Below are 25,393 nucleotides of genomic sequence, written 5' to 3'. Positions count from 1 at the left end.
GACAGAACTTGTGTCGAACGGCCCGGGGCCCCGGGTCCCCATGCCCCTACTCGACCTCCCTGAGTTCGACCGAGTACCGCTCACGGACGTCGTCCACGAATTCCCGCTGTCCGAACGACGGCACCTTTCTGCTCCACCAGTACGAGTCGCCGGGCCGGACTACCGGGCCGTCGTGAAGGACGTCCCGGAATCCGCCGTCGATGCGCTGGACCTCCGCCGCGAACCAGGCGTACTCGTCGCACGCCTGGATGTCCGGGTCGTCGAGGACGTGCTGGAGAAGCCCGCGCACCGACAGGTCGTTCAGGTACTCGGAGAGATCGGACTCGTACCCGGTCGCGCACTCGTCGACCATGAGTTCCCAGGCACTGAGGAGGCTTCCGGGAAGAACCGGGTCACGCCATCCACGGGCCAGGGCGATCTGCTGGATCCGTTCCACGAACCGGCGGGTGGTGCTCACTAGAACTGGCTCCAGAAGTAGTCGACCGGATCGCCCTTGGGGCGGTAGAAGGTGGAGATCGTGCCGGACGAGTTCATGTATCCGAAGTATCCGGTCTTCGGGTCGACCCGGAACATTCCACCACTCGTGCTGGGGAGGGAGATCGATCCCTTCGGACCGGCACCGGACATGAAGCTCCGGGCAGCCTCCCGGTATCGCGCATACCCGCCGGGTCCTCTGAACTCGGGCATGTTCCCGCCTCCGGGGACGGCGCTGAGCTTGCCCTTCTTTCCGCCCTTCACGCCCAGCACATGCTTCGAGTAGTGCCGCACGGCGGAAAAGCTGGAGTTGAAGTCCGGGAGCGGGACGCAGCTCGAGTTGTGGACGAGAACGGGGGTCTCCCCGGCCAGCACATAGTAGGTGTGCAGGTCGTCGACCGTGAGGTTGTAGGTGGTCGCGTGCCGGGTGAAGGCCTGGTTGCCGGTGACGACGACGGTGTCGCCGTCGTCGGTGAGCAGGGTCATACCGGTGGCAAGGCGGCCCGCGTCGATCCAGGCGCCCGCGGAGGGCGACCAGAAGGGGTGCTCGTGCGTGGCGGTGAGCTGCTCGATGCCGTCTTCCGTGGCGATGGAGAGTTCGTTGAAGAACTTGTCGTCCTCGGTGACGATCAGGCGGACGACCTCACGCGGGCCGGCCTCTCCGGTCTCCGGGTCCAACGCCTGGACCTCGTCGCCGAGTTCGACGTCCTCGATGTCCTTGGTGGTGCCGTCGGCGAGCAGGACATCGGTTCCGGCCAGGAAGCACTTGCAGCCGCCCTTGGCTCCCTTGCCACCCTTCGAGCCCTGCCCGACCCCCATGCGGGAGCCGAGTCCCTCGGCGTACGCCCGGCCGAACATCTCCAGGAAGCTCTCCCGGTTCAGCGGGAGGTTCCGGACGTCCTCCGTGGTGACCGCCCCGGAGCAGTCGAGGATCAGGCAGGGACCGAAGTTGTCGATGACCTCCTCGTCGTAGCCGTAGAGCCACATCATCCACATCGAGTCGTGGACGGCCCCGTCGTAGCTCCCCTGGTACTTCACCATCGCCTTGTGGAACTCGTCCTTGCTGACCGTGGCGGGGTTCCGGACGTACGGGAGCCCTTCCTCGACCGCGGCGACGGTGTTGTAGTAGGCGGCCGTCGACGCGTCGTTCAGCGAGACCGTGCCCGTGCGCTCCCGCTCGGGGTGGTACACCGAGTCGCTGTCGGGAACGCCGTTGGTGCAGCCGGTGATGACCCCGCTCATGCACTCGGGGGTGCCGAGCCCGGACGGGTCGGCCAGCGTGACGGGGTTGTTCTCGCTATAACCGTAGCCGTTGAGTGACTGGTGCTTCTCGAGTTCGAGGAGTGGGTCGACGCTGATGAAGCGGCCGAGGGAGGGGTCGTACTCGCGGGCGCCGACGTGGGTGAGACCGGTGCTCTCGTCGGCGGTCATGCCGAGGAAGGCCTTGTCGTCCGGCCACGTTCCCGTGCCGCCGTCGCGGGTCTCGCCGAAGGGCGTGAAGTACCGCTTGGTGACGGCCAGATCGGTGGAGGAGACCGCCAAGGTGGACGTTCCGTGGGCATCACCGGCCAGGAACGACAGGGTCTCGGTGCCCGACTCGTTGCTGCGGACGGCGATCGGTGAGCCGCTCGCCGTGTAGGAGCGCTGTCCCCAGATGTCGCCGGTCGCCGCGTTGTGGTGAACCTCCGTGGCGCCGAGGTACAGGACGCTCTCGCCCTGGGTGTTGCGGCGGATCAGCAGGGTGCCGTCGGCGTCGTACACGTACTCCGTGGTGCCGTCGGCGGCGTCCGTGCCGGTCTCGGTGAGCGTGGCCGGCTTGCCCTCGCTGTTCCAGGTCAGGGATTGGGTGGCGGTTCCGTCGGGGCGGGTTTCGGTGGCGCCGATGTCGTTGTAGGTGTACTGCTCCGCCGCGGTGAGGCAGTTGCCGCTCGTCGTGGTCGCCTTCAGGGCGTGGAGACGGTTGGCGTCGTAACAGTACGTCCGGGTGGTCGTGCCGCTCGTCGTGCGGTCGGTCTCGGTGGTGCGCAAGCCCGCGTCGTTGTAGGTGTACGACGTCCAGTACGGGGACGCCCCGTCGAGGTTGGCCGTGGTGCGGCCCGAGGTGGAGCAGTCGGCGGTGGCCGGGGTCCATGCCTCGGTCAGACGGCGGTAACCGTCGTAGGCGAAGCACTGGTTGTCGGTCTCGCTCGTGCCGCCCAGGGTGGTCGGGTCGGCGATGGACAGGACGTTGCCGGCGTCGTCGTAGCCGTACTTCAGGTCCTGCAGCATGTAGGGGTGCGTGGTGGTCGTGACGTGCGACTCGGTGAGGCGGTTGGTGCCCTCCTCCCAGGTGTTGTTGACGTATGCCTTCGGGGTGCCCGCCGCCGCGGACGCGCCGAGCGTGAGCTGCTCGACCTCGCCGCGCGCCGAGTACGACGCCCCGAGCAGGTAGCCCGAAGCACCGGAGACCGTCTCCGGCAGGCCGGCGTCGCCGTAGGTGGTGGAGACCCACTCGTCGTCCAGACCGCCCGCGGCCGGCTCGTACGAGGAGGCGACCGTGCCGTCGACGTTGTAGTCCGTCTTGAAGGTCAGCGTGGCGGACGGGACCGCGCCGGAGACGACCAGCGGGTCGTCGGACGGCAGGGTGAACGACGACTCCGTGACCTGGTACAGGCTGTCGTAGGAGACGACCGCGTCGGTGTAGGCGTCACCACCCGTGCCGCCCACGTAGCGGGTGGTGGAGTCCAACTGGCCCTTGGCCAGGCCGTCGTAGGCGTATGCGATCAGCTTGTTGGCGTCCGTCTTCGACGTCTCCCACACGCCGGTGGTACGGCCGATGGCGTCGTACCCGTACAGCAGCTTCTTGCCGCGCGCGTCGGTGACGGTTTCGGCCTTGTCGAGTGCCGTGTACGCGGTGGCGGTGGTGCCGGTGTCGGGGTCGGTCGCGGAGGTCTGGCGGCCGAACAGGTCATAGCCGTACGACCATTGCTCGCCGTCCGGACCGGTGACCGTCTTCTTCAGTCCGTCGCGCGTGTAGGTGTAGCCCGTGGACGTGTACGTGCTGCCCGACGGCGAGGTGCCCGCGTACTCGCGGCGCTCGGTAGTCCTGCCCTGGGCGTCGGTCAAGACCCGGGTCGCCGAGCCGCCCTCCACTGCGGAGGTGGCCGTCGAGTCACCGGTGTAGGACATCGTACTGGACCACTGCGCCACGCCGCCGATCAGGAACGTGGACTTGGTCGCCCGTCCGGCGCCGTCGTAGACCGTCTCGGTCTGGCTGGGCGACTCGCCGTACTCGGCCCGTGTGTAGGTGGAGTTGGGCTCGCTGGTGGTGTCGTAGATGTCCGCGTGCGTCTCGTACACCAGGCCGCGGGTGTCGTAGCGGGTGTCGGTGAGCAGGCGACCGTCGGTCGCCGCCGGGGACTGGACCTGGAGCCGGCGCAGCAGTGCGTCGTAGATCGTGTACGTCGTGTCGTACGAGCTGCCGTCCGCCTTCAGGGTGGAGGTCGACGTCCAGGACGCGGCGTCGTTGGTGACCGAGTACGCGAACGTGGTGTTGGCGCTCTGGCCCGCGTCCTTGGAGCGGTTGGGCAGCCACACCCCGGTCAGACGGCCCAGCGCGTCGTAGGTGAGATCGGTCTTCTTCAGGTTGACGTCGTAGATCTTGACCGGGTTGCCGGTGGCCGGGTCGGCGTAGGTGTACATCGACTGGCCGGCCGCGTTGGTGACCTTGGTGCGGGTCAACGGGCCTGCCGCGGTGGGGGTGTAGGTGGTGCTCGCCGTGTTGCCCGCCGAGTCGGTGCCCGTCAGCACCCGGCCGAGGGTGTCGTACGTCGACTTCGCCGTGGTCTGCCAACTCGTGGGTTGTCGTTCGCCGTTGGTGGCCGACGCAGGGTAGGCCGTGGGCCGTCCCGTCCAGGTCACCTCACCCTTGGTCGGCGACTGGGATGCGGTCCAGGCCGTGGCGGAGGTGTTGTCGTAGACCGTCGCCGCGTCGGACAGCACGTCCCCGCGGGTCTCGCTGTTCGTGGGCAGGGACAGGTCCGTCTCCGCCGCCGAGCAGACCCGGCCGACCGTACGGCTGCGGGAGACAAGGGAGTTGATGCCGAGCGTGTCATTGCGCGCATACCAGGTGCGGGCGCAGGTCTGGTCGTCGTCGACGGCCTCGTCGCCGTTGTCCTGGACGGTGACCGCCATGCCGTAGTCGTCGTACACCGTCTCCGTGGAGGACGTACGCCAACTCGACGTGCCCGTCAGATAGGTGTGCGTGGAGGTCTTCTCCGTGCGGACGTAGTACGCCTCGGTGTCCGCGTAACTTTTGTGCTGAGTCGCGGTCTTGGATTTCCACGGGGTGTTCACCGTCACCGAGACAGGCGTCGAGCCGTCATAGGTGATCTGCTCCCGCAGGAAGCCGGAGTACGGGTCGGAGTCGGTGATGTCGGCGACCGTGAGTCCGGTGAGCTCCAGGCCTTCCTCGGTCACCGAGCGGGTCCCCGAGGAGGTCTTGTCGCCGTCCATGCCCTGGAGGTAGAGGGACACGGTCTTGGACTGAGTCAGGTCCGAACTGCCCGTGTATGCCGTCACCTTGCGGTATCCGCGCCACTGCGACCAGGTCCGCTCGTCGGAGGGGGTGAGCGGGTCGTCGTTGTAGTGCCAGCCGGGGCCGGAGTACGTGTACGAGTTGTAGACCGCCTCGTTCTGGCCCGTCGGGTCCGCCGTCGACACCGCGGTGACCCGGTACTTGTGGAACCAGTCGACCGACGCCTCCGCGGCGCCGTTGATGTTCCAGTACTGCGGATAGCAGGAGAGGCTGTTGTCGTCCTCCGCGGCCGGCATGTGGGAGCCGCGCACACACTCCGGCTCCGAGACCGTCACCGTCGTGATCGCACCGGTCTCCGAGGTGACCGTCTCGATCCGGGGACGGGTCAGCGGCAGGATGTCGTCGGTGGCGTCGACCCGGTTCTCCCGCATCTGGTACGTGAAGGTGATGGGGTCGAGGGCGATGTCGTCGCCGTTCTTGCCCGTACGGGTCAGGGATTTCAGCGTCAGGGTCTGGTCGGAGGTGTCGCCGATGTCACCACCGTCCAGGAACTGCTGGGTCAGCTTCCAGGAGTCGACCTCGGTGTAGGCGCTGCTCGACGCCGACCACGAGTAGGTGTTGATTCCGGTCAGCCGCTTGCGTGTGAAGAACGCCGGCGACTGGTTCTCCTCGCAGTCGGCGTCCGCCGCGCAGATCGCGTCGAAGGGCACATCCGGCCAGTTGTCGGAGGTGCCGTCGGTCAGCTCCGAGCAGTCGTCGGCGGTGCAGCGCTCGCTGTAGTCGAACGTGACCTTGCCGGAGGCGTCCGCGGTGAACAGCGTGCCGGCCCGCTGGCCGTAGAGGATCTTCGTCAGGTAGCCGCCGCGCGTGTAGGTCGCGGTGGCGGTCGAAGCGCCGTTCTTCGCGTAGGAGTTGGACTCCTTGGTGTACCAGTACGACATCGCGTTGCCGTGCGTGTCCTCGACATAGTCCAGGTTCCAGCGCCATGCCTGCGTGCAGGACGCCGACGCGAACGTCGCGTCGTAACACGGCTCGCCCTCGTCGTCGCCGAACACCGGTACCGTCCACACCGAGTTGGTGCGCTCGTCCCCCGCACCGGACAACTTGTTCAGACCGAACACGTACTTCGTGCCGTCACCGGTGACGACCGTCCAGTACTCGCCGTTGTTGTCGGCGTTGTCGCCGTCGGTGGAGTGCGTGACCGTGGCGGCGTCGTCGTCCTTCAGCCGCCACTCACCCGACGTGTCGTCCTTGACCAGCTCCGACGACTTGCCGTTCAGCACCAGCGACGCGTTCTCGTACTTCCAGCAGCGGTCGTACTTCTCCTCGTGCCCGTCCTCGTCACAGCTGCCGTAACTGCGCTCGACGTACGACGAGGTCAGGCTGAAGCCCTCGCCGACCTGGGTGGCCTGGTTGTTCGTCGACGCCGTCTTACCGTCCACGCTTCCCGAGTCGTAGGAGAGGGACAGCGACGGTGCGGGTCCGGCGGCGGCAGGCGGCACCTCGATGTCGTACGACCAGGTGAAGGAGCCCGAGGAACTGCCCGCCGACCAAGTCGCCGAGGACGTCAGCGGGGACGCCGTGTAGTCGCCGGAGCCGGACGCGGACTGACCCGACGTGGCGGTGGCGGCGAGGACGGTCGCCTCCGCCGTGCTCGCCTCGCGCATCAGCTGTGTGGACACACCCGTACCACCGTCGAGTTCGACGGTCGCCGACAGCTCCTGGGCGGTGATGTCGTTCGATGACTTCAGCGGCTGCTGCTCACGGCACTTCGCCTTCTCCGGTGTGGTCAGCGCACACGCGGGCAGCTCCACCAGGCGGAGTCGGCCCGCCCAGCCGCCACCGTAAGCGGAGGCGAACTCACCGTAGTCCAGGGAGAGTTTGGCCTTGCCGTTGCCGGACACGGTCAGGAGGACGCCGGAGACTCCGGCCGCTTCGGCCGCCTTGCGGGACAGCACCTCGACGGTGGCCGAGGGAGCCGTGTCCTTGGCCGGGGTGAGTACGACGGGGAGTCCGCCCGGCGCGGCCTTGGCCCGGCCGTCGGCCAGGTCCAGCGACGCCTCGCCCGCCTTCGGCCAGGACGCGTTCTGCTCGGCACGGGCCCGCTTGGCCTGCGCCTGGTTGTCGGCCTTGCTGTCAGCGACCTTCGCCCGGGCTTTCTTCGCGCCGAGGCCGGTGACCTCACGGACCTTGCTGACCCGCTCCTTCTGGGTCGCGAGCCGGCCCAGCGGATCCGCGTCGGCGGCGAAGGCCACCGGTGTCAGCAGCGAGGCCACCAACGCGCCGGTGACGACAACCAGTCCACCTCGCCATCTGAGTGATGTGCTCATGCCATATCTCACGTGGTCGCCCCGTCGTGTCGCGTGAAAGAGATCAAGGGTGTGCCGTAGTCGTGCGGGGCTGCCGGGCGGCGGGGTAAATCACCGCCGCCCGACAGCTGTCAGCTGGTGGGCTGTCTGCCTATTCGCCGAGCATGGAGGTGATCTGGTCGGTGTCCGACGCCGCCCCGGCCCACAACCGAACCTCGCTCACCGCACCCGGCAGATGGTGTCCCCAGGCGCCGGAGGTGTAACCGTTGCCCACGGCTAGGGCCTCCGCGCTGAAGTCCGTCGCATAGGACAAGGCCGTGTACTGGAGGTTGTCGTTGAGATACAGGGCCGCGATGCCGTCCTGTGCGTTGTAGACGCCGGTGATCCGGACCTCGCCGCTGTCGGTGGTGGCTTCCTCGCTGACCTGCGAGGTGAAGGTGCCGTCGTCGTTGTAGCGGCCGAAGTGCCAGAAGCCCGTCGCCACTGTCTTCTCGACGATGTCGCCGTCGCTGGTCTCGACGGCGACCGTCGATGATCCGGTCACCTCGAAGAAGACGCCCCAGTTGGACGTGCCGTCCTTGTCCCGCTTGCCGACGACCTGGGCGACGTAGCCCGTGCCCTTCGCGGCGAGTGCCTCCAGATCGGGACTGACCACAGTCGTCACAGTGAACGAACCGGTGTCGTCCACGACTCCGTCCGAGGAGGCCGCGTCGTCCGTACCGTCCAGCACGATCGCCTCACCGTCGGTGCCGGCACCGCCGGAGACGGTCAGGGCCCGCCCGTACCCGGAGGCGTCCGTCAGCGTGGTCGCACCCGACTCGGCCGTGGCGGCGTCCCAGTGCGCGGTCAGTTCGGCGTACTGGTCACCCGTGGTGGGGTTCAGCGCACGGGCCTCCCGGGCGATCTCGGAGAAGCTCAGCCCTCGTTGCCACGCCTTGACCTCATCCACGCTGCCGTCCAGGGGATACTGGAACACCCCGTCCAACAGCCCACGCCCGACCTGCAGATTCCCCGAGGAACTCCAGCCGCCCGCGGCCGCCTTCTCGATGTACCACTCGCCGTTGACGATCAGCCGCATCGTCTGGGTGGTGGCATTGTGGACGAATGCCAGATGCGTCCACCTGTTCGCGGCCGTGGGCGCGGCCATATAGGAATAGGAGGCGGTGGCGGAGCTGGTGTCCGAACTGGTGGTGGCCATGCCCCACCTGCCGGAGACGGGGTTGTAGAGCACATAGAACGGGCTGTGGAGCGAACCGCTCTGCGAGAGAAGCACCTGCGGCTTGGTGATGTCGTCGAGGCGCACCCACGCCGACACGGTGTAGGTGCCGCTGGTGTCGAGCACCGCCCCGTCCGTGGCCGCATATCCCGAACTGCCGTCCAGCAGAAGGCTGGTGTCCTCCACGCCGGTGTCCACATCCGTGCCCCGGCGCCCGCGACCGTCCCGCGCGGCTCCGGAGGCCGACAGCACCAGCGTGTCCTCGTCCGCGTCCACCCCGGTACCGGAGTCCACCGCGGAGCCGGACGCCTCGTCGAAGTGCCACTCGGCCTGCGGCGCCTCACCGTCGGAGACCTTGAAGTCGATCAGGTTCTGCGCACCCCAACGGCCGAGGCTGTCCTTGGCCCGCGCATACAGCCGGTACGTGCCTTCCGTGTCCGGGGTCACCGACGCGGTCACCTTGTTGCCGCTGATCTCCGAGGACCACGCCGTGTCCGTGGACAGCTTGTACTGGTAGGCCACGTTCGTGTCCCCGTCCGCCGCGGTGAACGTGAACGACGCCGCGATGCCCGGACCACCCGCCGACGCGCACGCGTTGGCGGTGCACTCCGAGTACGGAGAGGTGATCGCGATCGTCGGCTTCAGCGGGCGGGTCGGGTCCACCTGGAAGTAGCACCAGCCGGTGGTGGAGGCGTTCGACGACCCGGACAACCAGCTGTCGCCGTCGTTGTAGTACGAGCGGGTCCATGCCCGGTACCGGTACAGCACGTCCTCGCTCAGCGTGGACCAGGCGATCGTGACCTTCTTCCCGTCACCGACATAGCCGTCCCCGTCGGCCGGACGCAGATTGCCGTTGCCTGCCGCGGCGTCCGACCACGTCCCGTCACCGGCCTTCTTGTCGATGTCGAAGTAGATTTTCAGGCTCGCGTCGTTCTCGCCGCCGGACTTGGTCTGCGCGGTCGCCGCCAGCGAAGGCGTCGGGTCCGAGACGATCGCCGGGTCACCGGAGTCCTTCTCGCAGGCCGTGCCGTCACCCGTGACGATGCCGATCCCGGTCGGCGTCGCGGGCAGTCCGACGAACTTCACCGACAGCACGGCGTTGTTCTTGAACCGCTTCCAGGAGTTCGGGTCCGACTCGTCCGTCGCGCGCAGCATCAGCGGCAGACGGGAGAACTTGCCGGCGGCGAAGTTCTTCACCGTGGAGGTGAGGTTCTCGTTCGTCTCCTCCGCGTTGTCGTTGAACTCGATCTCCGCGCTCGGCTGCGAGGGGTCGCAGGCGCTGCCCCGGCCGGCGGCGACGTATCGGTCGACCATGAGGTCCAGCGAGGACGGCCCCGGCCAGTCGGAGGACGACGAGATCCCGTTCGTACGCGTCAGGTTCACCCATGACGCCGTGCACGACATCGACCACGTCTCGGTCACCCGGAAGGTCGCGTCCAGCACGTGCTTGCCCTTCAGCGAGCTGGGCGAGAACTCGAAGTACAGCCGCTGTTTGTAACCCGAGCCGCAGTAGTAGGCGTAGCCGCCGGTGACATAGGTACCGCAGTACCCCATGCCCTTGCCCTCGTCGTCGTCACCGTTGGTCCATGCGTAGTCGGCGTAGCCGTCGCTGCGCAGCAGCGTGCGTTCGGCCTCGGACCAGGTGACGGTGGGGTCGATGTACAGGGGGAACACCGCGTCCTGGAGCAGCTGCGGGTCGGGGGTGAGGGCCAGCTCGTCATCGGTGACGTCGATCGGGAGCAGCGCGAGGGCGGAGCCGTCGGAGGGGCCGTCGGAGCCGTCCGTCGTCGAGGCGCCATCCGCGGGCTCCTCGCTCTCGTCGCTCGCCGCGGTCGTCAACTGCGTGCTGAGCGAGGACTGTGCAGCGCTGCCCGCCGAGTCCCACATCTGCGCCTGCGGCGACCGGAACACGGACACGCCGTCGCCGTCCACCGCCTCCATCCCACCGGCGGCGGTCTCCTTGACGTCCAGGCCTGCCGTGTCCAGCGCGAACGACACCTCGGCCAGCTCCTCGCTCGCCGCCGCCTGAGCCGACTTGACGATCAGCACCTCACGGAAGCCCTCGACCGACGCCGTCAGCTTCAGGTCCACACCCGGCAGGACCTCGCTGTACAGCGCGGAATCCCCGTCCAGCACGGGCTCGGGCAACTCACCGGGCCACCCCAGGGACAGCGAACGCCCGTCGCGCGCGATCTTCAGCAGGTCGGAGCCGTCCCCGCCGCCGGAGAAGGACAGGTCGACGGCCGCGGCCTTCGGCCCGACCGACCCGTCCGAACGCACCTCAAGCGTGGCGTCGGGAGTGGCCCAACCGCCCGCGCCCTTCACCCGCACCGGAACCGCGGAGTCCTCCAGCGTGAAGGACACCCCGTCCGGGTTCGCATACGTCGTCGCGTACTCGGTGCGCAGCTCGGGCACTTCCACCTGAGCACCCGTCGCCGCGGCCGCCGCGAGCGCGTCCTGCGCCGCCTTCGTGGACTCCGAGCTCCCGTCGTTCGCCGAGGCCTCGGCCTTCGACATCGGCTCCGGCTTCTCCGCCGACGCCAACGACCGCGCCGCCTCGACCGACCCGCCGTCCAGGAGGTCCGTACCGGCCGCGAAGGCCGTGCCTCCCACCTGAACCCCACCGCACATCAATGCGGTTGACATGAGCAACGCGCTCAGCGCACGCCCCGCCCCACCCCGGTTCACAAGCCCCGTCCCATCCCCAAGATCGCTCAGCTTGACCGAGGGGACCATAGGGTTACTCACAGCATCGGGCAAGAGCTCACTTGTCTCAACTGCCCCGCAAAAAACAGAACTTGACCGGAAAATCCCTCTGCACAGGTTTCCCTCAGCATTGCCATCCAGGACAATCCGCACCCGCGCAGAGGGAAGCGTTGGCGGCAGCACCCGGCACATCAGCGTTCCGCGCGACTTCAAGAACCTACATCGGTGCGGGCTGTGCGGGCCGGCTGCAGGTCGCGGGGGTGGGACCGGCAGGGCGGACCGTGATGCCGTACTCCGCTTTTGTTGGGAGGGAGTGGAAGGCCAGGGTGTGGGCCGGGAGCAGGTGTTCGAGCAGGATGGTCGATTCGCGGAGTGCGAATTGCAGGCCCAGGCAGGCGCGGGGGCCGATGCCGAAGGGGAAGTAGGCGCCCAGGTGGGCGGGGCAGCCGCCCGGGGTGAGGAAGCGCCGGGGGTCGAAGTGCTCCGGTTCCGGCCACAGTTCGGGATCGCGGTGCGTGAGGTACGGGCAGACCAGGAGGTCGGTGCCCGCTTCGACGGCGTAACCGGCGAGGGTGTCGTCCTCGGCGGCGTGGCGGGGCAGGACCCACACCGTCGGGTGGAGCCGGAGCGTCTCGTGGACCAGGGCCTGGACTGCCTGGCGGCGTTCCGCCGAGCCTTCTTCCCCGGCGGCGAGGGCCTGTTCGCGGGCGGCAGGGTAGCGGTCGAGGAGCAGGTAGAGCCAGGTCAGGGTGGTGGCGGTGGTCTCGTGTCCGGCGGCGAGCAGCGTGACCAGTTCGTCGCGGATCAACTGGCCGGTGTACTCGGGGCGTTCGGCGGCGGCGTCGGTCAGAACGTGCAGCAGCCCGGGGCCGTCGGGGCCGATCTCCCCGGCGCGGGCGGCCTCGATGGCGTGCCGGGCGACCGCGTCGATCCGGGCGAGATCGGCGGCGACGGCGCCCCGGGCCTCGGTGACATCGGCGGGCAGGGCCGGCAGGGCCGCCCCCACGGTTTGCACGGCGCCCAGTTCGCGCTCGGTGTCGTCATCGAGGGGGTGTCCGGTGAGGGAGCGCCAGATGGCGTCCAGGGCGAAGCGGTGCATCTCCCGCCCGACGTCGAAGGTCTGACCGGTACGGGCGTACGCGTCCCAGCGCCGGGCGGTGGTCCGGGCGGCCTCGACGACCCGCTGTTCGTAGCGGCGCATGCCGGTACCGGTGAACTGGGCCTGCAGCAGGCGGCGTTGCCGCTTCCACGCCGCGCCGGTGGCGGAGAGGACGCCGTCGCCGACCAGCAACCGGGCCCGGTGCGAGCGTTTGACGTACCGGTCCGGCTGCCGGGCGAGTACGTGCTGGACCGCGTCCGGGTCGGTGACCAGCACAGTGGGAGCCGGTCCGAGGCGGAACGCGGCGACACCGCCGCACTGTTCGCGCACCAGGGACAGCAGGTCGATCAGCTCGCCTCCCTCGGCATGCCACCCCTTCACGAGCCCGGGCTCGGCTTCGGGAACCGGCCGCCCGGTGCCGGGAACGTGCGGAAGGGAGCCGTGGCTGCCGGCTTGGGTGTCCATGCTTCTTCTCCTGGTCGACCGCTGGGCTGGTCCGTTACGGGGCACCGCCACCACGGACTGTACGGGAGCTGCCACACCCGGTGACAACCTGCCCCGGTACGGCCGTTACCACTCACCCTCGGCGTCCTCCTCGTACAGACCCTCCAGCCGTTCGACGCTCTTCTCGGCGATCTCCGCGGCGAACCGAGGGCAAGTCCACGACTCCACGCTGCGGACGTCTCCGGCGGGCGGGAACTCCTTGCGCGCCATCACCGCTCCCCGCCGTCGGGCCGCCCCACGATCTTCTCGATCTCCAGCCGTCCATCCACCCGCAGGTACTCGGCGTCGAGATGCGAGGTTTCGCGGGGCCCGAAGAGCCGGTCGCGCCCCTCGCGCAACTCGGCCAGCGTCTCCCGCCCCACCTCCGCCATGAACACCGGACACACCACCTGGTCCAGCGGGACGTCTCCGTAGAAATAGGAGTGGCGGTCCCGTGCGTAGACGGCCCGTCCGCCGGGGCTGCTCAGGGTGATGCCGAGCAGGGTGGCGGACGTGCCGCTGCCGGACAGGCGCGGGTGCGCGTCGTGGTCGCAGGTCGCGTCGGCGAAGTCGGGCAGGACCTTCTCGACGCTGTCGATCAGGTCGTCGAGGACGGACTTGTCCCGGATCAGGCCGGAGACCGCGTGCCAGCTCACCCCCCGTACGGCCTGGAGGCGTCCGGGACGGTCGGCGGGCTCCGCGAGGGAGAGGTTCCAGCCCTGCGAGGCGATCGTGCTCTCGGCGTCCGTCCCCGCCTTGGGGTAGAGCTCCAGCAGCGCTTCCAGCGTGTCGATGTCCTCGCGGTCCTCCATCGGCAACCGGGGCGGGACGTCCGCGACTTGGCCCGGCTCGATGATGTCCAGGGCGATCCGTGCGAACCCGGCGACATTGCGCGGGCAGAGCCACTCCTCCCGGGGACGGTCCTCGTACCACTCGGCGCTCTCGTCGGCGAGCATGGGCAGCAGCCCGGGAAGGTCCTCGTCGCTCCCCTCTTCATGGGTGCGGTACGGGTGCGTGTCGTGGTCGCACGGCCGCTCGCGCAGATGGCCATCGGCGGCCCTCAGCGCGGCTTCGGCCGTCTGCCGGACCTCCCCGCCCTCGAACACCTCCGTCGCCTCTCCGCTCGGCAGCCCCGCGAGGTAGGGGGCCGTGATCACCAGCCCGAGCGTCCACACATACGCGGTCTCACCTCCGGGGTCGGCGACGAGGCGGGCGGCGCAGTCGAGGACCGGCCCGTTGTACTCGTCGCTGGACGGATACAGGTAACAGTCCTGCATCTCGCCCCAGGAGCAGGCGAGTTCGTCGAGTGGCGTGCCGTCGATCTCCATCACGATCTTCCCGACGCCGGGCGGGAGTGAGAAGTTCCACGTTTGGACGCCGTGGCGCAAATCCGCACTTCTGAAAACGATTGTCATCATGCTACGGTCGGTGCGCGTTCAACCTTTGACCACGCCTTTACCCGGAGTGTCCCGTGCGCGTCCCCGCCCGTCTTGTCCCCCTGACCGCGGCCACCGCGGCCTCCGCCCTGCTCACGGGCTGTTTCTCGTCGGCGGGAACCGAGGGGGCAGGCAGCGAGGGCAAGCGCATCCGTGTCGCGCACATGCAGCCGCCCCGCTCAGGGCTGTCGCCGCTGACCGACGACGCGTTCAAGCTGTCCCGCTGGTCGACCGCCGAAACCCTGGTGAAGCTGAACGCGGAGGGCGACGCGCAGCCCGCGCTGGCCACCGAGTGGGAGCAGTCCGGCAAGAGCTGGACGTTCACGATCCGGGACGGCGTCACCTTCCACGACGGCACGAAGCTCACCGGTGAGGCCGTCGTCAACTCCCTCACCGTGGCCGCCACCGCCTCGCCCAAGCCCCGCATCCTCGACGGCGTGGAGCTGACCGCGAAGGCCGACGGCAACACCGTCACCGTCACGACCGGCACCGAGGACCCGCTGGTCCCGCAGCGCCTCAGCTCGCCGCAGCTGTCGATCCTCGCGGCGAAGGCGTACAAGGGGAAGACGGTCAACCCCCTCGGCGCGGGCACCGGCCCCTTCGAACTGACCAAGGTCAACGGCACCTCCTCCGCCTCCCTCGACCGCTACGACGACTACTGGGGCGGCAAGGCCAAGGCCCCCGGCATCGACGTGAAGTTCGTGCCGGACGGCACCGCCCGCGCGGCCGCCCTGCGCAGCGGCGAGGCCGACATCGTCGAGGCGATCCCGGTGTCGCAGGCCGCCGTGCTCGACCAGGACCTGATCACCGAGGTCCCGATGCCGCGCACCAACACCCTCTACCTGAACACCGAGAAGGGCGTCTTCAAGGACGCCTCGCTGCGCGCCGCCGCCCGCGAGGCCCTCGACGCGAAGTCGATCGTCGAGGGCGTGTACGAGGGACGCGCGGATGTGGCCGAGGGTCTGCTCGGCCCGGCACTCCCCTGGGCCGCCGAGCTGCGCTCCTCTGTGAAGCACGCCGAGGCGGGCAAGCCTTCCGGCCAGACCATCACCATCGGCACCTTCACCGACCGTGCCGAGCTGCCCGAAGTCGCGGCCACGCTCCAGCAGCAGCTGCAGAAGGCCGGGTTCAAGGTGAAGCTCGACGTGCGCGAGTACGCCAACATCGAATCCGACGCGCTGGCGGGCGAGTTCGACGCGTTCATCCTCTCCCGGGCGACCGTCCTCGACTCCGGCGACCCGGCCGCGTACCTCTACAGCGACTTCGGCTCCGACGGCTCCTTCAACATCTCCCAGCTCGCCGACAAGACGGTCGACGCGGCCCTGACGAAGGCCTCCGACACCACCACCGGTGACGCCCGCCGCAAGGCCGTCATCGAGGCCGAGGCCGCCGTGCTCGGCACCGACGCGGCCGTGCCGATGCTGCACGAGCGCGTCATCCAGGGCGACGCGGCCGGGGTCGTGGACGCGGCCCACGACCCGCGCGAGCGCGAGCTGGTCACGGCCGACACGTACGTCAAGTGAAGCCTGTCGTAAGGAAGTCGGTCAGCCAGGCCGGGCTGACCCGCTTCGTCTGTCTGATCGCCGTCCTCGCCACCGTCGGCCTCCTCCCCTGGCTCTCCGGCCGCGACCCCGCGCTGACCGTGCTGCGCGCCCGCTCCGCCGAGCAGGAGGCGACGCCCGAGGCGCTCGCCGCGATCCGCGAGGACCTGGGCCTGGACGCCGGTCCCCTTTCCCTGCTGGGGGATTGGGCCTCCGGGCTCCTCCGGGGCGACCTGGGCACGTCCTGGGTCTCGGGCACGGACGTCCTCCCCTCCGTGGTCTCCGGCGTCCAGGTCTCCCTCGGCCTGATGGGCGCCGCCTTCGCCGTGGCCGTGCTGCTGGCCTGCGCGCTGGTCGCCCCGGTTCTCGTACGGGGCCGGGGGTCGACCGGCGCGTTCGCCGCGATGCTGGCCGCCGTGCCCGAGTTCCTGCTGGCCACGGTGGCGTTGCTGGTGTGCGGGGTCTGGCTGGGCTGGCTGCCGACGTCCGGCTGGGCGGGCCCGGAGTACATGGTCCTGCCCGCGATCGCGCTCGGCGTCCCGGCCGGCGGTCTCCTCGGCCGTCTGGTCGCGGACGCGCTGCCCGCCGTGCTGGACGAACGCTGGGTGGAGCTGTGGCGCGGCGCCGGAGTGAGCCGGGCACGCGTCTCGGCGGCCGCCTTGCGTCGCGTACTGCCGCCGCTGGTCCCCCAGTTCGGCATGGCCGCCGTGGGCCTGACCGGCGGCGCGGTCGCCGTGGAGACGGTGTTCGCGGTCCCCGGCATCGGACGTACGGCACTGGGCGCGGCCAAGTCCCAGGACCTCCCCCTCCTCCAGGGCTCGGTCCTCGCCCTCCTCGCCCTCGGCCTGGTCGCGGGCGCCCTCGCCGCACTCGGCCGGCGCCGGCTCCTCGGCCCGGCCCTGCGCGACGCGGGCCTGACTCTCCCGGCGGCCCACCCGGTCCGCGCCCACCCGGCGGTACCGCTGATCCTGGCGGTCGTCCTCATGGTCACCATCGGCTGGGGCCTGCTGCGCGACCCGTACACGGTGGACACGACCGCCCGCCTTCTCCCGCCCTCCTGGGCGCACCCGCTCGGCACGGACGGACTCGGCCGTGACGTACTGGCCCGCCTCGGCCACGGCGCGGCCTCCACGGTGGGCACGGCGGCGGCGGTCTGCGCCTTCAGCCTCCTTCTCTCCCTGGCCCTCGGCTTCCTGCCGGGCGTGGCCGCGGGCGCGGCGGACATCGCCAACGCGCTGCCCCCGGTGATCGTCGGCATCCTCGTCGCCGCGGCGGCCGGCCCCGGCACCGGCGGCGCGGCCCTCGCCGTGGCGCTGATCTCCTGGCCGGCCCTGTCCGCGCACGCGGCCGCCCTGGTCCAGGAGGTCCGCGCGTCCATGTTCTTGACCGCCCAACGGGCCATCGGCGCGAGCCCGTTGTGGATCCTCACCCGCCACGTCCTGCCCTCCGTCGCCGCCCCGGTCACCCGCCACGCGATCCTCCGCCTCCCGGGCATCGCCCTGGCGCTGGCCGCGCTCGGCTTCCTCGGCCTGGGCGCGCAACCCCCCGCCCCCGAGTGGGGCCTGCTCCTCGACGAGTCCCGCGCCTACGTCGAGCGCGCCCCGTGGGCGGCCCTGGCCCCGGCGGTCGCCCTGGCGCTGCTGGCGGGACTGGCGGTGTCGGGCGCGGCGTACGCGCAGGGCCGCACGGGTGGTCGCCGTACGGGAGAGGCCGGCCGAGCACGTATCACGAAGGAGGAGGCTTCCGTTGAAGTCGCAGTCCGAGCCGACGTCTGACGTGACGCCTGACGTGACATCTGACGTGACGTCTGACGTGCTGCTGTCGGTGCGCGACCTGCGGATCGCGTTCGACGGGGTGGCGGCCGTACGCGGTCTGTCGTTCGACGTCCGCGAGCGCGAAGTACTGGCCGTCGTCGGCGAGTCCGGCGCGGGCAAGTCCCTCACGACACGGGCCCTGCTCGGGATGCTGCCCAAGGGTGCCACGACGAGCGGAACGGTACGGCTGCGGGGCGAGACGGACATCGCCGCCCAGCGAGGCCGCCGTATCGCCCTCGTCCCCCAGGACGCCCTGTCCGCCCTCTCCCCCGTACACCCCGTCGGCGATCAACTCGCCGCGGCCGTACGGTCGGTGGCGGGCGTCTCCCGCAAGGAGGCACGCGCCCGGGCGGTCTCCGCGCTCGACCGGGTGGGTATCCCCGACGCCGTACGCAAGGCGCGGGCGTATCCGCACGAGTACTCCGGCGGTATGCGCCAGCGGGCCGTGATCGCCATGGCCACGATCAACGAACCCGACGTGGTCGTCGCCGACGAACCCACGACCGCCCTCGACGCGGAACTCCAGGAACAGGTCCTGCGGGTCCTCGGCGAGCAGCGCGAGGCGGTCGGCGCCGCGCTCGTCCTGGTCACCCACGACCTCGGGGTGGTCCGGGAACACGCCGACCGCGTCCTGGTCATGTACGCCGGCCGCCAGGTCGAACAGGGCCCGACGGAACGGGTCCTGGCCCGCCCCCGGGCGCCATACACCGCGGGCCTGCTGGCGTCCCTGCCGCCGGACGCCCCCGAGAGCGAGCCAGGTGCTCGCCGCCGTCGACTGCCGTCCATCCCCGGCTCCCCGCCCACGCCCGACGCCCTCCCGCCGGGCTGCGCCTTCGCACCCCGCTGCCCCCTGGCCGAGGACCACTGCCACCAGGAGGAACCGGGTTCGTGGACGGCCGACGCCGGCCACGACGTCTCCTGCCACCGCTGGGACGAAGTGCCGTACCCGGCGACCGAGTTGTTCCTGGAGCAGCCCGTATGAGTGACGCCCTGCTCGACGTGCGTGACCTGGTGGTCCGATACGGCACGGTGACAGCCGTAGACCATGTCTCCTTCACCGTGGACGCGGGCGAGACCCTCGCCCTGAACGGCCCCTCCGGCTGCGGCAAGTCCTCCACGGTCGCCGCGGTGCTCCAGCTGCGCCGCCCGGAAGGAGGCGAAGTCCGTTTCGAGGGCCGGGAGTTGACGACCCTCGCCGAGCGCGAACTGCGCCCCCTGCGCCCCCGGATGCAGCCGGTCTTCCAGGACCCCTACGGCTCGCTCAGTCCTCGCCACCGCATCCGGGACGCGGTGGCGGAACCGCTGAAGGTCCAGGGCCGCTGGAACCCCGCGGACGGCCCGGCCCGGGTCGCCGAACTCCTCGACCGGGTCGGCCTGGACCCCGCCTACGGCGACCGCTTCCCGCACGAACTGTCCGGCGGCCAGTGCCAACGCGCCGGTATCGCCCGCGCGCTGGCCTCCGAGCCCCGCCTCCTGGTCCTCGACGAACCGGTCTCCGCGCTGGACCCGTCCATCCGCGCCGGCGTCCTGAACCTACTGACCGACCTCCAGGACGAACTCGGCCTGGCGTACCTGTTCATCTGTCACGACCGAGCAGTTGTACGCCACTTCGCGGACCGCGCGATCGAGATGCGCGCGGGAAGACTAGTGACGGCGTAAACCCCCGGGGGCTGCGCCCCTGGACCCGCCTTCGAGCTCGGGGGTGGGGTTGTTTGGCGGGTGCGGGTGGGTGTGGTTGTTCGCGCAGTTCCCCGCGCCCCTGAAAAAGTGGGCTGCGCCCGGCTTTTTCAACGGCCCGCAGGGCCGTTGTCTTTAGGGGCGCGGGGAACTGCGCGAGCAACCACACCAAACCCGCAGACGCCCGACATCCGCAACCTCCCGAGCTCTCCGGCGGGGGTCGAAGGGGCGCAGCCCCTGGATGGGGGTCCCACCGCTCGAGCGAAGCCGAGAGTGGGGGAGGGACGGGTAGGGGCGGCGGGGGCGCAAAAGGGCCCGACCACCCACAGGGCAGTCGGACCCCACAGCCGTACGGCCGAACCCTCAGACCAGGTTCACCGACCGCGCCGAAGTAGCCCCGATCTCCGCAGCCACCTCCGAGAGCACCCCCTGCGAAACCGTGTCGTCCACGGTGAGCACGGCAAGCGCCTCACCCCCCGCCGCAGACCGAGCGACCTGCATCCCGGCGATGTTGATCCCGGCCTCACCGAAGATCCGCCCCACCGTACCGACGACACCCGGCCGGTCCACGTACCGGAACACAACCATGTGATCGGCGAGCGCGAGGTCGACGTCGTAGTCCCCGACCGCGACGATCTTCTGGTGGTGCTTGGGCCCGGCCAGCGTGCCGGACACCGACACCTCCTCACCACTGCCGAGCGTGCCCCGCACGGTGACGACATTGCGGTGGTCGGGCGACTCGGACGACGTGGTCAGACGAACCTCGACGCCCCGCTCCTGCGCGAACAGCGGAGCGTTGACGTACGAGACCGTCTCGTCGACGACGTCCTCGAAGACACCCTTGAGCGCGGACAGCTCCAGCACCTTCACATCGTGCTGGGTGATCTCGCCGTACACCTCGACATCGAGCCGCACCGCGACCTCACCGGCCAGCGCGGTGAAGATCCGGCCGAGACGCTCGGCGAGCGGCAGACCCGGCTTGACGTCCTCGGCGATGACACCGCCCTGGACGTTCACCGCGTCCGGCACCAGCTCACCGGCGAGGGCGAGACGCACGGACCGCGCCACCGCGATACCGGCCTTCTCCTGGGCCTCGTCGGTGGACGCGCCGAGGTGCGGCGTGCACACCACCTGGTCCAGCTCGAACAGCGGCGAGTCGGTGCACGGCTCCTTGGCGTACACGTCGAGGCCCGCGCCCGCGACGCGGCCCTCCTTGAGCGCCGAGTACAGCGCGGCCTCGTCGACGATGCCACCCCGCGCGGCGTTGACGATGCGCACCGACGGCTTGACCTTGTGCAGCGCCTCGGCGCCGATGAGGCCGACGGTCTCGGGGGTCTTCGGCAGGTGGACGGTGATGAAGTCGGAGACCTCGAGCAGCTCGTCCAGCGACAGCACCTTGACGCCCATCTGGGCGGCCCGCGCGGGCTGCACGTAGGGGTCGTAGGCGACGACCTTCATCCCGAAGGCGGACATGCGCTGGGCCACCAGGGCACCGATGCGGCCGAGGCCCACGACGCCGAGGGTCTTCTCGGCCAGCTCCACGCCCGTGTACTTGCTGCGCTTCCACTCGCCGTTCTTCAGCGCGGTGTTCGCCTGCGGGATGTGGCGCGCGGTGGCGAGGATGAGACCGCAGGCCAGCTCGGCGGCGGTCACGATGTTCGAGGTGGGGGCGTTGACGACCATCACGCCGGCCTTGGTGGCGGCGGAGACGTCCACGTTGTCCAGGCCGACGCCGGCACGTGCGACGACCTTCAGCTTCTTCGCGGCGGCGACCGCCTCGGCGTCGACCTTGGTGGCCGAGCGGATCAGGATCGCGTCGACGTCGGCGATGGCCGGGAGCAGTTCGGCTCGGTCCGCTCCGTTGCACTGCCGGATCTCGAAGTCCGGCCCGAGCGCGTCCACGGTGGCGGGCGACAGCTCTTCAGCGATCAGTACGACTGGTTTCGAGCTCACGTGAGTCCTCACAAGTCCAATGCTGCGGACGGCCGTCCCGACGGCCGCAGGCGGTGGAGGGGGAGCGGCGCCGGAGATTTGCGGGTGCGTTCCCGCGCCCGCCGCGGCAGCGGCTGATGTCTCAGCCGGTGCGTGCTCTCGGTGTGCCGGACGAAGGCTCTCGTAGCGGAGCTACTTGGGCCTTTGGCCGGTGTGGCGAGAGTGCGTGCCGGGCGGCGCGGGGGCGTACCCGCAAATCTTCGGTGTCGCTGGGCCGCGTGGAAGACGCACGACGCTGTGGGCCTGACGCGTATGTAGTACGGCAGTGTAGTGGCGCCGAGGGCGTCGCCTCACGCCGCTACGGAAGGATCACCCGAAGGGGAAAACAAGGCCGGCCATGGCTCCGGGTGAACCCCGCCATGGCCGGCCTCTCAGATCACGCCTCTTCGTCGTTGACCCAGCTCATGAGCTTGCGCAGCTCCTTGCCCGTGGTCTCCAGCAGGTGCTCGGAGTCCTGGGTCTTGTACTCGTTGTACTTCTTCAGGCCGCTGTGGTACTCGTCCATCCACTGCTGGGCGAAGGTGCCGTCCTGGATCTCGGCGAGGACCTTCTTCATCTCGGCCTTGGTGGCGTCCGTGATGATCCGCGGGCCGGTGACGTAGTCGCCCCACTCGGCGGTCTCGGAGATCGACCAGCGCATCTTCTCCAGGCCACCCTCGTACATGAGGTCGACGATCAGCTTCAGCTCGTGCAGGCACTCGAAGTACGCGATCTCCGGCTGGTAGCCGGCCTCGGTCAGCGTCTCGAAGCCCGCCTTGACCAGCGCGGCCGTACCACCGCAGAGAACCGCCTGCTCACCGAACAGGTCGGTCTCGGTCTCCTCGGTGAACGTCGTCTTGATGACGCCGGCGCGGGTGCCGCCGATGCCCTTGGCGTACGACAGGGCCAGCGCGAACGCGTTGCCCGTGGCGTCCTGCTCGACGGCGGCGATGCAGGGAACGCCGCGGCCCTCCTCGTACTGGCGGCGGACCAGGTGGCCAGGGCCCTTGGGGGCGACCATGCAGACGTCGACGCCGGCCGGGGGCTTGATGAAGCCGTAGCGGATGTTCAGGCCGTGGCCGAAGAACAGCGCGTCGCCGTCCTTCAGGTTCGGGGCGATGTGCTCCTCGTAGACCTGGGCCTGGATCGGGTCCGGGACGAGGATCATGATGACGTCGGCCTCGGCGGCGGCCTCCGCCGGGGTCACCACGCGCAGGCCCTGCTCCTCGGCCTTGGCCTTGGACTTGGAGCCCTCGTGCAGACCGACGCGGACATCGGCGCCCGAGTCGCGCAGCGACAGGGCGTGGGCGTGGCCCTGGCTGCCGTAGCCGATGACCGCGACCTTGCGGCCCTGGATGATGGACAGGTCGGCGTCAGCGTCGTAGAACAGCTCGGCCACTTTGGGTTCTCTCCTTGAGTGCAGGTGTTGCGTCCCACCGTATGACGGTGGGGGGAAAGGAAGTCTCGCGGTCTCGGTATACGGGCGGGTCACGGGCGATACGGGCGGGTCACGGGCGGCCGGAAATTCCCCCGGCCGCCCGAATGTGCCCTTACGCCGACCGGTCCAGGGCGCGCAGCGACCGGTCCGTGATCGAACGGGAGCCGCGGCCGATCGCGATCGTGCCGGACTGGACCAGTTCCTTGATGCCGAACGGCTCCAGCATCTTCAGCATGGCGGACAGCTTGTCACTGGATCCGGTGGCCTCGACGGTGACGGCCTCCGGGGAGACGTCGACCGTCTTGGCGCGGAACAGCTGGACGATCTCGACGATCTGGGAGCGCGTCTCGTTGTCGGCGCGCACCTTCACCAGAACGAGTTCGCGCTGGACGGCGGAGGACGGCTCCAGTTCGACGATCTTCAGGACGTTGACGAGCTTGTTGAGCTGCTTCGTCACCTGCTCCAGGGGGAGCTCCTCGATCACGTTGACCACGATGGTGATGCGGGAGATCTCGGGGTGCTCGGTGACGCCGACCGCGAGCGAGTCGATGTTGAAGCCGCGGCGGGAGAACAGGGCGGCGATCCGGGCGAGGATGCCGGGCGTGTTCTCGACGAGCACCGAGAGCGTGTGCTTGGACATGGGGGTCGTACCTCTTCCTGGTGCTCTCAGTCGTCTTCGTTGTCGCCGAAGTCGGGGCGGACGTCCCGAGCGGCCATGATCTCGTCGTTGGAGGTGCCGGCGGCGACCATCGGCCACACCATCGCGTCCTCGTGGACGATGAAGTCGATGACGACCGGGCGGTCGTTGATCGAGTTCGCCTCTTCGATGGCCTTGTCGAGGTCCTCCGGGCGCTCACAGCGGATCGCGTAGCAGCCCATGGCCTCCGACAGCTTCACGAAGTCGGGGACGCGGGTGCCCCTGGCCTCCGGGTTGACGTCGTCGGGTCCGGAGTGCAGCACCGTGTTGGAGTAGCGCTGGTTGTAGAACAGGGTCTGCCACTGGCGGACCATCCCGAGGGCGCCGTTGTTGATGACGGCGACCTTGATCGGGATGTTGTTCAGGGCGCAGGTGGTGAGCTCCTGGTTGGTCATCTGGAAACAGCCGTCGCCGTCGATCGCCCAGACGGTCTTGTCCGGGGCGCCGGCCTTGGCGCCCATCGCGGCCGGGACCGCGTATCCCATCGTTCCGGCTCCGCCGGAGTTCAGCCAGGTGGCGGGCCTGTCGTACTGGATGAAGTGGGCGGCCCACATCTGGTGCTGGCCGACGCCCGCGGTGAAGATCGTGCCCTCGGGGGCGAGCTGTCCGATGCGCTCGATGACGGCTTGCGGGGAGAGCGAGCCGTCGGCGGGCTGGTCGTAGCCGAGCGGGTACGTCTCGCGCCAGCGGTCGAGGTCCTTCCACCAGGCGGTGCAGTCGCCCGGGTTGCCCTCGCTGTGCTCCTTCTGCACGGCCTGGATCAGGTCGGCGATGACCTCGCGGGCGTCACCGACGATCGGCACGTCGGCGGCGCGGTTCTTGCCGATCTCCGCCGGGTCGATGTCCGCGTGGACGATTTTGGCGTGCGGGGCGAAGCTGTCCAGCTTGCCGGTGACGCGGTCGTCGAAGCGGGCGCCGAGGGCGACGATCAGGTCGGCCTTCTGCAGTCCGGTGACGGCGGCCACGGAGCCGTGCATACCGGGCATGCCCAGGTGCTGCGGGTGGCTGTCGGGGAACGCGCCGAGCGCCATCAGGGTGGTGGTGACGGGCGCCCCGGTCAGCTCGGCGAGCACCTTCAGCTCGGCGGTGGCCTTGGCCTTCAGGACGCCGCCGCCGACGTACAGGATGGGCCGCTTGGCGGCGCTGATCAGCTTGGCGGCCTCGCGGATCTGCTTGGCGTGCGGCTTGGTCACCGGGCGGTAGCCGGGCAGGTCCATGACGGGCGGCCAGCTGAAGGTCGTCTGTGCCTGCAGGATGTCCTTGGGGATGTCGACCAGGACCGGGCCGGGGCGACCGGTGGAGGCGATGTGGAACGCCTGGGCGATGGCGCGCGGGATGTCCTCGGGCTTGGTGACGAGGAAGCTGTGCTTGGTGATCGGCATCGTGATGCCGACGATGTCCGCCTCCTGGAAGGCGTCCGTGCCGATGGCCTTGGACACCACCTGGCCGGTGATCGCGACCAGCGGCACAGAGTCCATGTGCGCGTCCGCGATCGGTGTGACCAGGTTGGTGGCGCCGGGTCCCGAGGTCGCCATGCAGACGCCGACCCTGCCGGTGGCCTGCGCATAGCCGGTGGCCGCGTGGCCGGCGCCCTGCTCGTGCCGGACCAGGACGTGGCGCACCTTGGTGGAGTCCATCATCGGGTCGTAGGCCGGGAGGATCGTACCGCCGGGGATGCCGAATACCGTCTCGGCCCCGACCTCCTCAAGCGAGCGGATGAGGGACTGCGCACCCGTGACGTGCTCGACGGGGGTGGACTGTCCTCCGGATCGGGGCCGCGGCTGCGGATGGTGGGCCCCGGTGGCCTGCTCGGTCATCGGCATTCTCTTCTCGATGCTGAGGGTGTTTTGCGAGGGTTTCTACGGCGTTCAGGCGGCGTGCGGCTCGCGTCTGACTGGTGCCCGTGCAACAAAAAACCCCTCCTTGCCACGAGGCAAGCGAGGGGAGCGCGCCGGGTACGGTCGCTGGGGATTGACGGAACATCGTCCGGTGGGTCCCAGCTTCAGCCGACGCGCT

Annotated in this window: 14 protein-coding genes; 4 read left to right on the top strand and 10 right to left on the bottom strand. The window is 69.6% G+C overall.

What is annotated here, in order from left to right; all coding sequences use genetic code 11:
* Positions 1–46 precede the first annotated feature (46 nt).
* The 6 genes from F3T56_RS13135 to F3T56_RS13115 all read right to left on the bottom strand — a co-directional run bounded on the left by F3T56_RS13135 (position 47) and on the right by F3T56_RS13115 (position 14,131).
* On the bottom strand, positions 47–457 hold the full coding sequence (locus tag F3T56_RS13135) for a hypothetical protein (protein WP_149825303.1): 411 nt from the start codon (positions 455–457) through the stop codon (positions 47–49).
* Entirely contained in the window at positions 457–7,320 is a 6,864-nt protein-coding gene (locus F3T56_RS13130; protein ID WP_149825301.1) for a polymorphic toxin-type HINT domain-containing protein, read from the bottom strand. The genes F3T56_RS13135 and F3T56_RS13130 overlap by 1 nt, the downstream gene beginning before the upstream one ends.
* Positions 7,321–7,450: 130 nt before the next feature.
* Complete coding sequence (locus F3T56_RS13125; protein ID WP_246203599.1) at positions 7,451–11,128, bottom strand: LamG-like jellyroll fold domain-containing protein; 3,678 nt, start codon at positions 11,126–11,128, stop codon at positions 7,451–7,453.
* A gap of 310 nt (positions 11,129–11,438) precedes the next feature.
* Positions 11,439–12,785: a cytochrome P450 gene (locus F3T56_RS13120; protein ID WP_149825299.1), complete on the bottom strand. Its 1,347-nt coding sequence runs from the start codon at positions 12,783–12,785 to the stop codon at positions 11,439–11,441.
* Positions 12,786–12,890: 105 nt separating this feature from the next.
* Positions 12,891–13,034, bottom strand: a complete 144-nt coding sequence (locus F3T56_RS47730) for a hypothetical protein (protein WP_246203598.1) — start codon at positions 13,032–13,034, stop codon at positions 12,891–12,893.
* A complete protein-coding gene (locus tag F3T56_RS13115; RefSeq protein ID WP_246203597.1) occupies positions 13,034–14,131 on the bottom strand; it encodes a hypothetical protein in 1,098 nt (365 codons plus the stop codon). The genes F3T56_RS47730 and F3T56_RS13115 overlap by 1 nt, the downstream gene beginning before the upstream one ends.
* Positions 14,132–14,274: 143 nt before the next feature.
* Between F3T56_RS13115 and F3T56_RS13110 the strand changes: the two genes are divergently transcribed.
* From F3T56_RS13110 to F3T56_RS13095, 4 genes are read left to right on the top strand one after another with little or no spacing between them, the layout of a single operon-like run.
* On the top strand, positions 14,275–15,762 hold the full coding sequence (locus F3T56_RS13110; protein ID WP_149825297.1) for an ABC transporter substrate-binding protein: 1,488 nt from the start codon (positions 14,275–14,277) through the stop codon (positions 15,760–15,762).
* The gene (locus tag F3T56_RS13105; RefSeq protein ID WP_149825295.1) at positions 15,759–17,555 is read left to right on the top strand and encodes an ABC transporter permease subunit; all 1,797 of its coding nucleotides are present in this window, start codon (positions 15,759–15,761) and stop codon (positions 17,553–17,555) included. The genes F3T56_RS13110 and F3T56_RS13105 overlap by 4 nt, the downstream gene beginning before the upstream one ends.
* 25 nt (positions 17,556–17,580) lie before the next feature.
* On the top strand, positions 17,581–18,576 hold the full coding sequence (locus F3T56_RS13100) for an ABC transporter ATP-binding protein (RefSeq protein ID WP_149825293.1): 996 nt from the start codon (positions 17,581–17,583) through the stop codon (positions 18,574–18,576).
* Positions 18,573–19,253, top strand: a complete 681-nt coding sequence (locus F3T56_RS13095; protein WP_149825291.1) for an ATP-binding cassette domain-containing protein — start codon at positions 18,573–18,575, stop codon at positions 19,251–19,253. The genes F3T56_RS13100 and F3T56_RS13095 overlap by 4 nt, the downstream gene beginning before the upstream one ends.
* Before the next feature lie 381 nt (positions 19,254–19,634).
* Here F3T56_RS13095 and serA read toward each other — a convergent pair whose 3' ends face one another.
* The 4 genes from serA to F3T56_RS13075 all read right to left on the bottom strand — a co-directional run bounded on the left by serA (position 19,635) and on the right by F3T56_RS13075 (position 25,194).
* Positions 19,635–21,224, bottom strand: a complete 1,590-nt coding sequence (gene serA, locus F3T56_RS13090; protein WP_149825289.1) for a phosphoglycerate dehydrogenase — start codon at positions 21,222–21,224, stop codon at positions 19,635–19,637.
* A 415-nt stretch (positions 21,225–21,639) separates the two neighbouring features.
* Positions 21,640–22,641: a ketol-acid reductoisomerase gene (gene ilvC, locus F3T56_RS13085; protein WP_149825287.1), complete on the bottom strand. Its 1,002-nt coding sequence runs from the start codon at positions 22,639–22,641 to the stop codon at positions 21,640–21,642.
* 151 nt (positions 22,642–22,792) lie between these two features.
* Positions 22,793–23,320: an acetolactate synthase small subunit gene (ilvN, locus tag F3T56_RS13080; RefSeq protein ID WP_149825285.1), complete on the bottom strand. Its 528-nt coding sequence runs from the start codon at positions 23,318–23,320 to the stop codon at positions 22,793–22,795.
* A 26-nt stretch (positions 23,321–23,346) separates the two neighbouring features.
* Positions 23,347–25,194, bottom strand: coding sequence for an acetolactate synthase large subunit (locus tag F3T56_RS13075; protein WP_172638922.1), 1,848 nt, complete (start codon positions 25,192–25,194; stop codon positions 23,347–23,349).
* Between the last annotated feature and the right edge of the window lie 199 nt (positions 25,195–25,393).

The organism is Streptomyces tailanensis, from assembly GCF_008386495.1.
Taxonomy (GTDB): Bacteria; Actinomycetota; Actinomycetes; order Streptomycetales; family Streptomycetaceae; genus Streptomyces; species Streptomyces tailanensis.
Note: the sequence above shows the minus strand (reverse complement) of the source record. Positions and strands in the feature narration are given on the sequence as shown.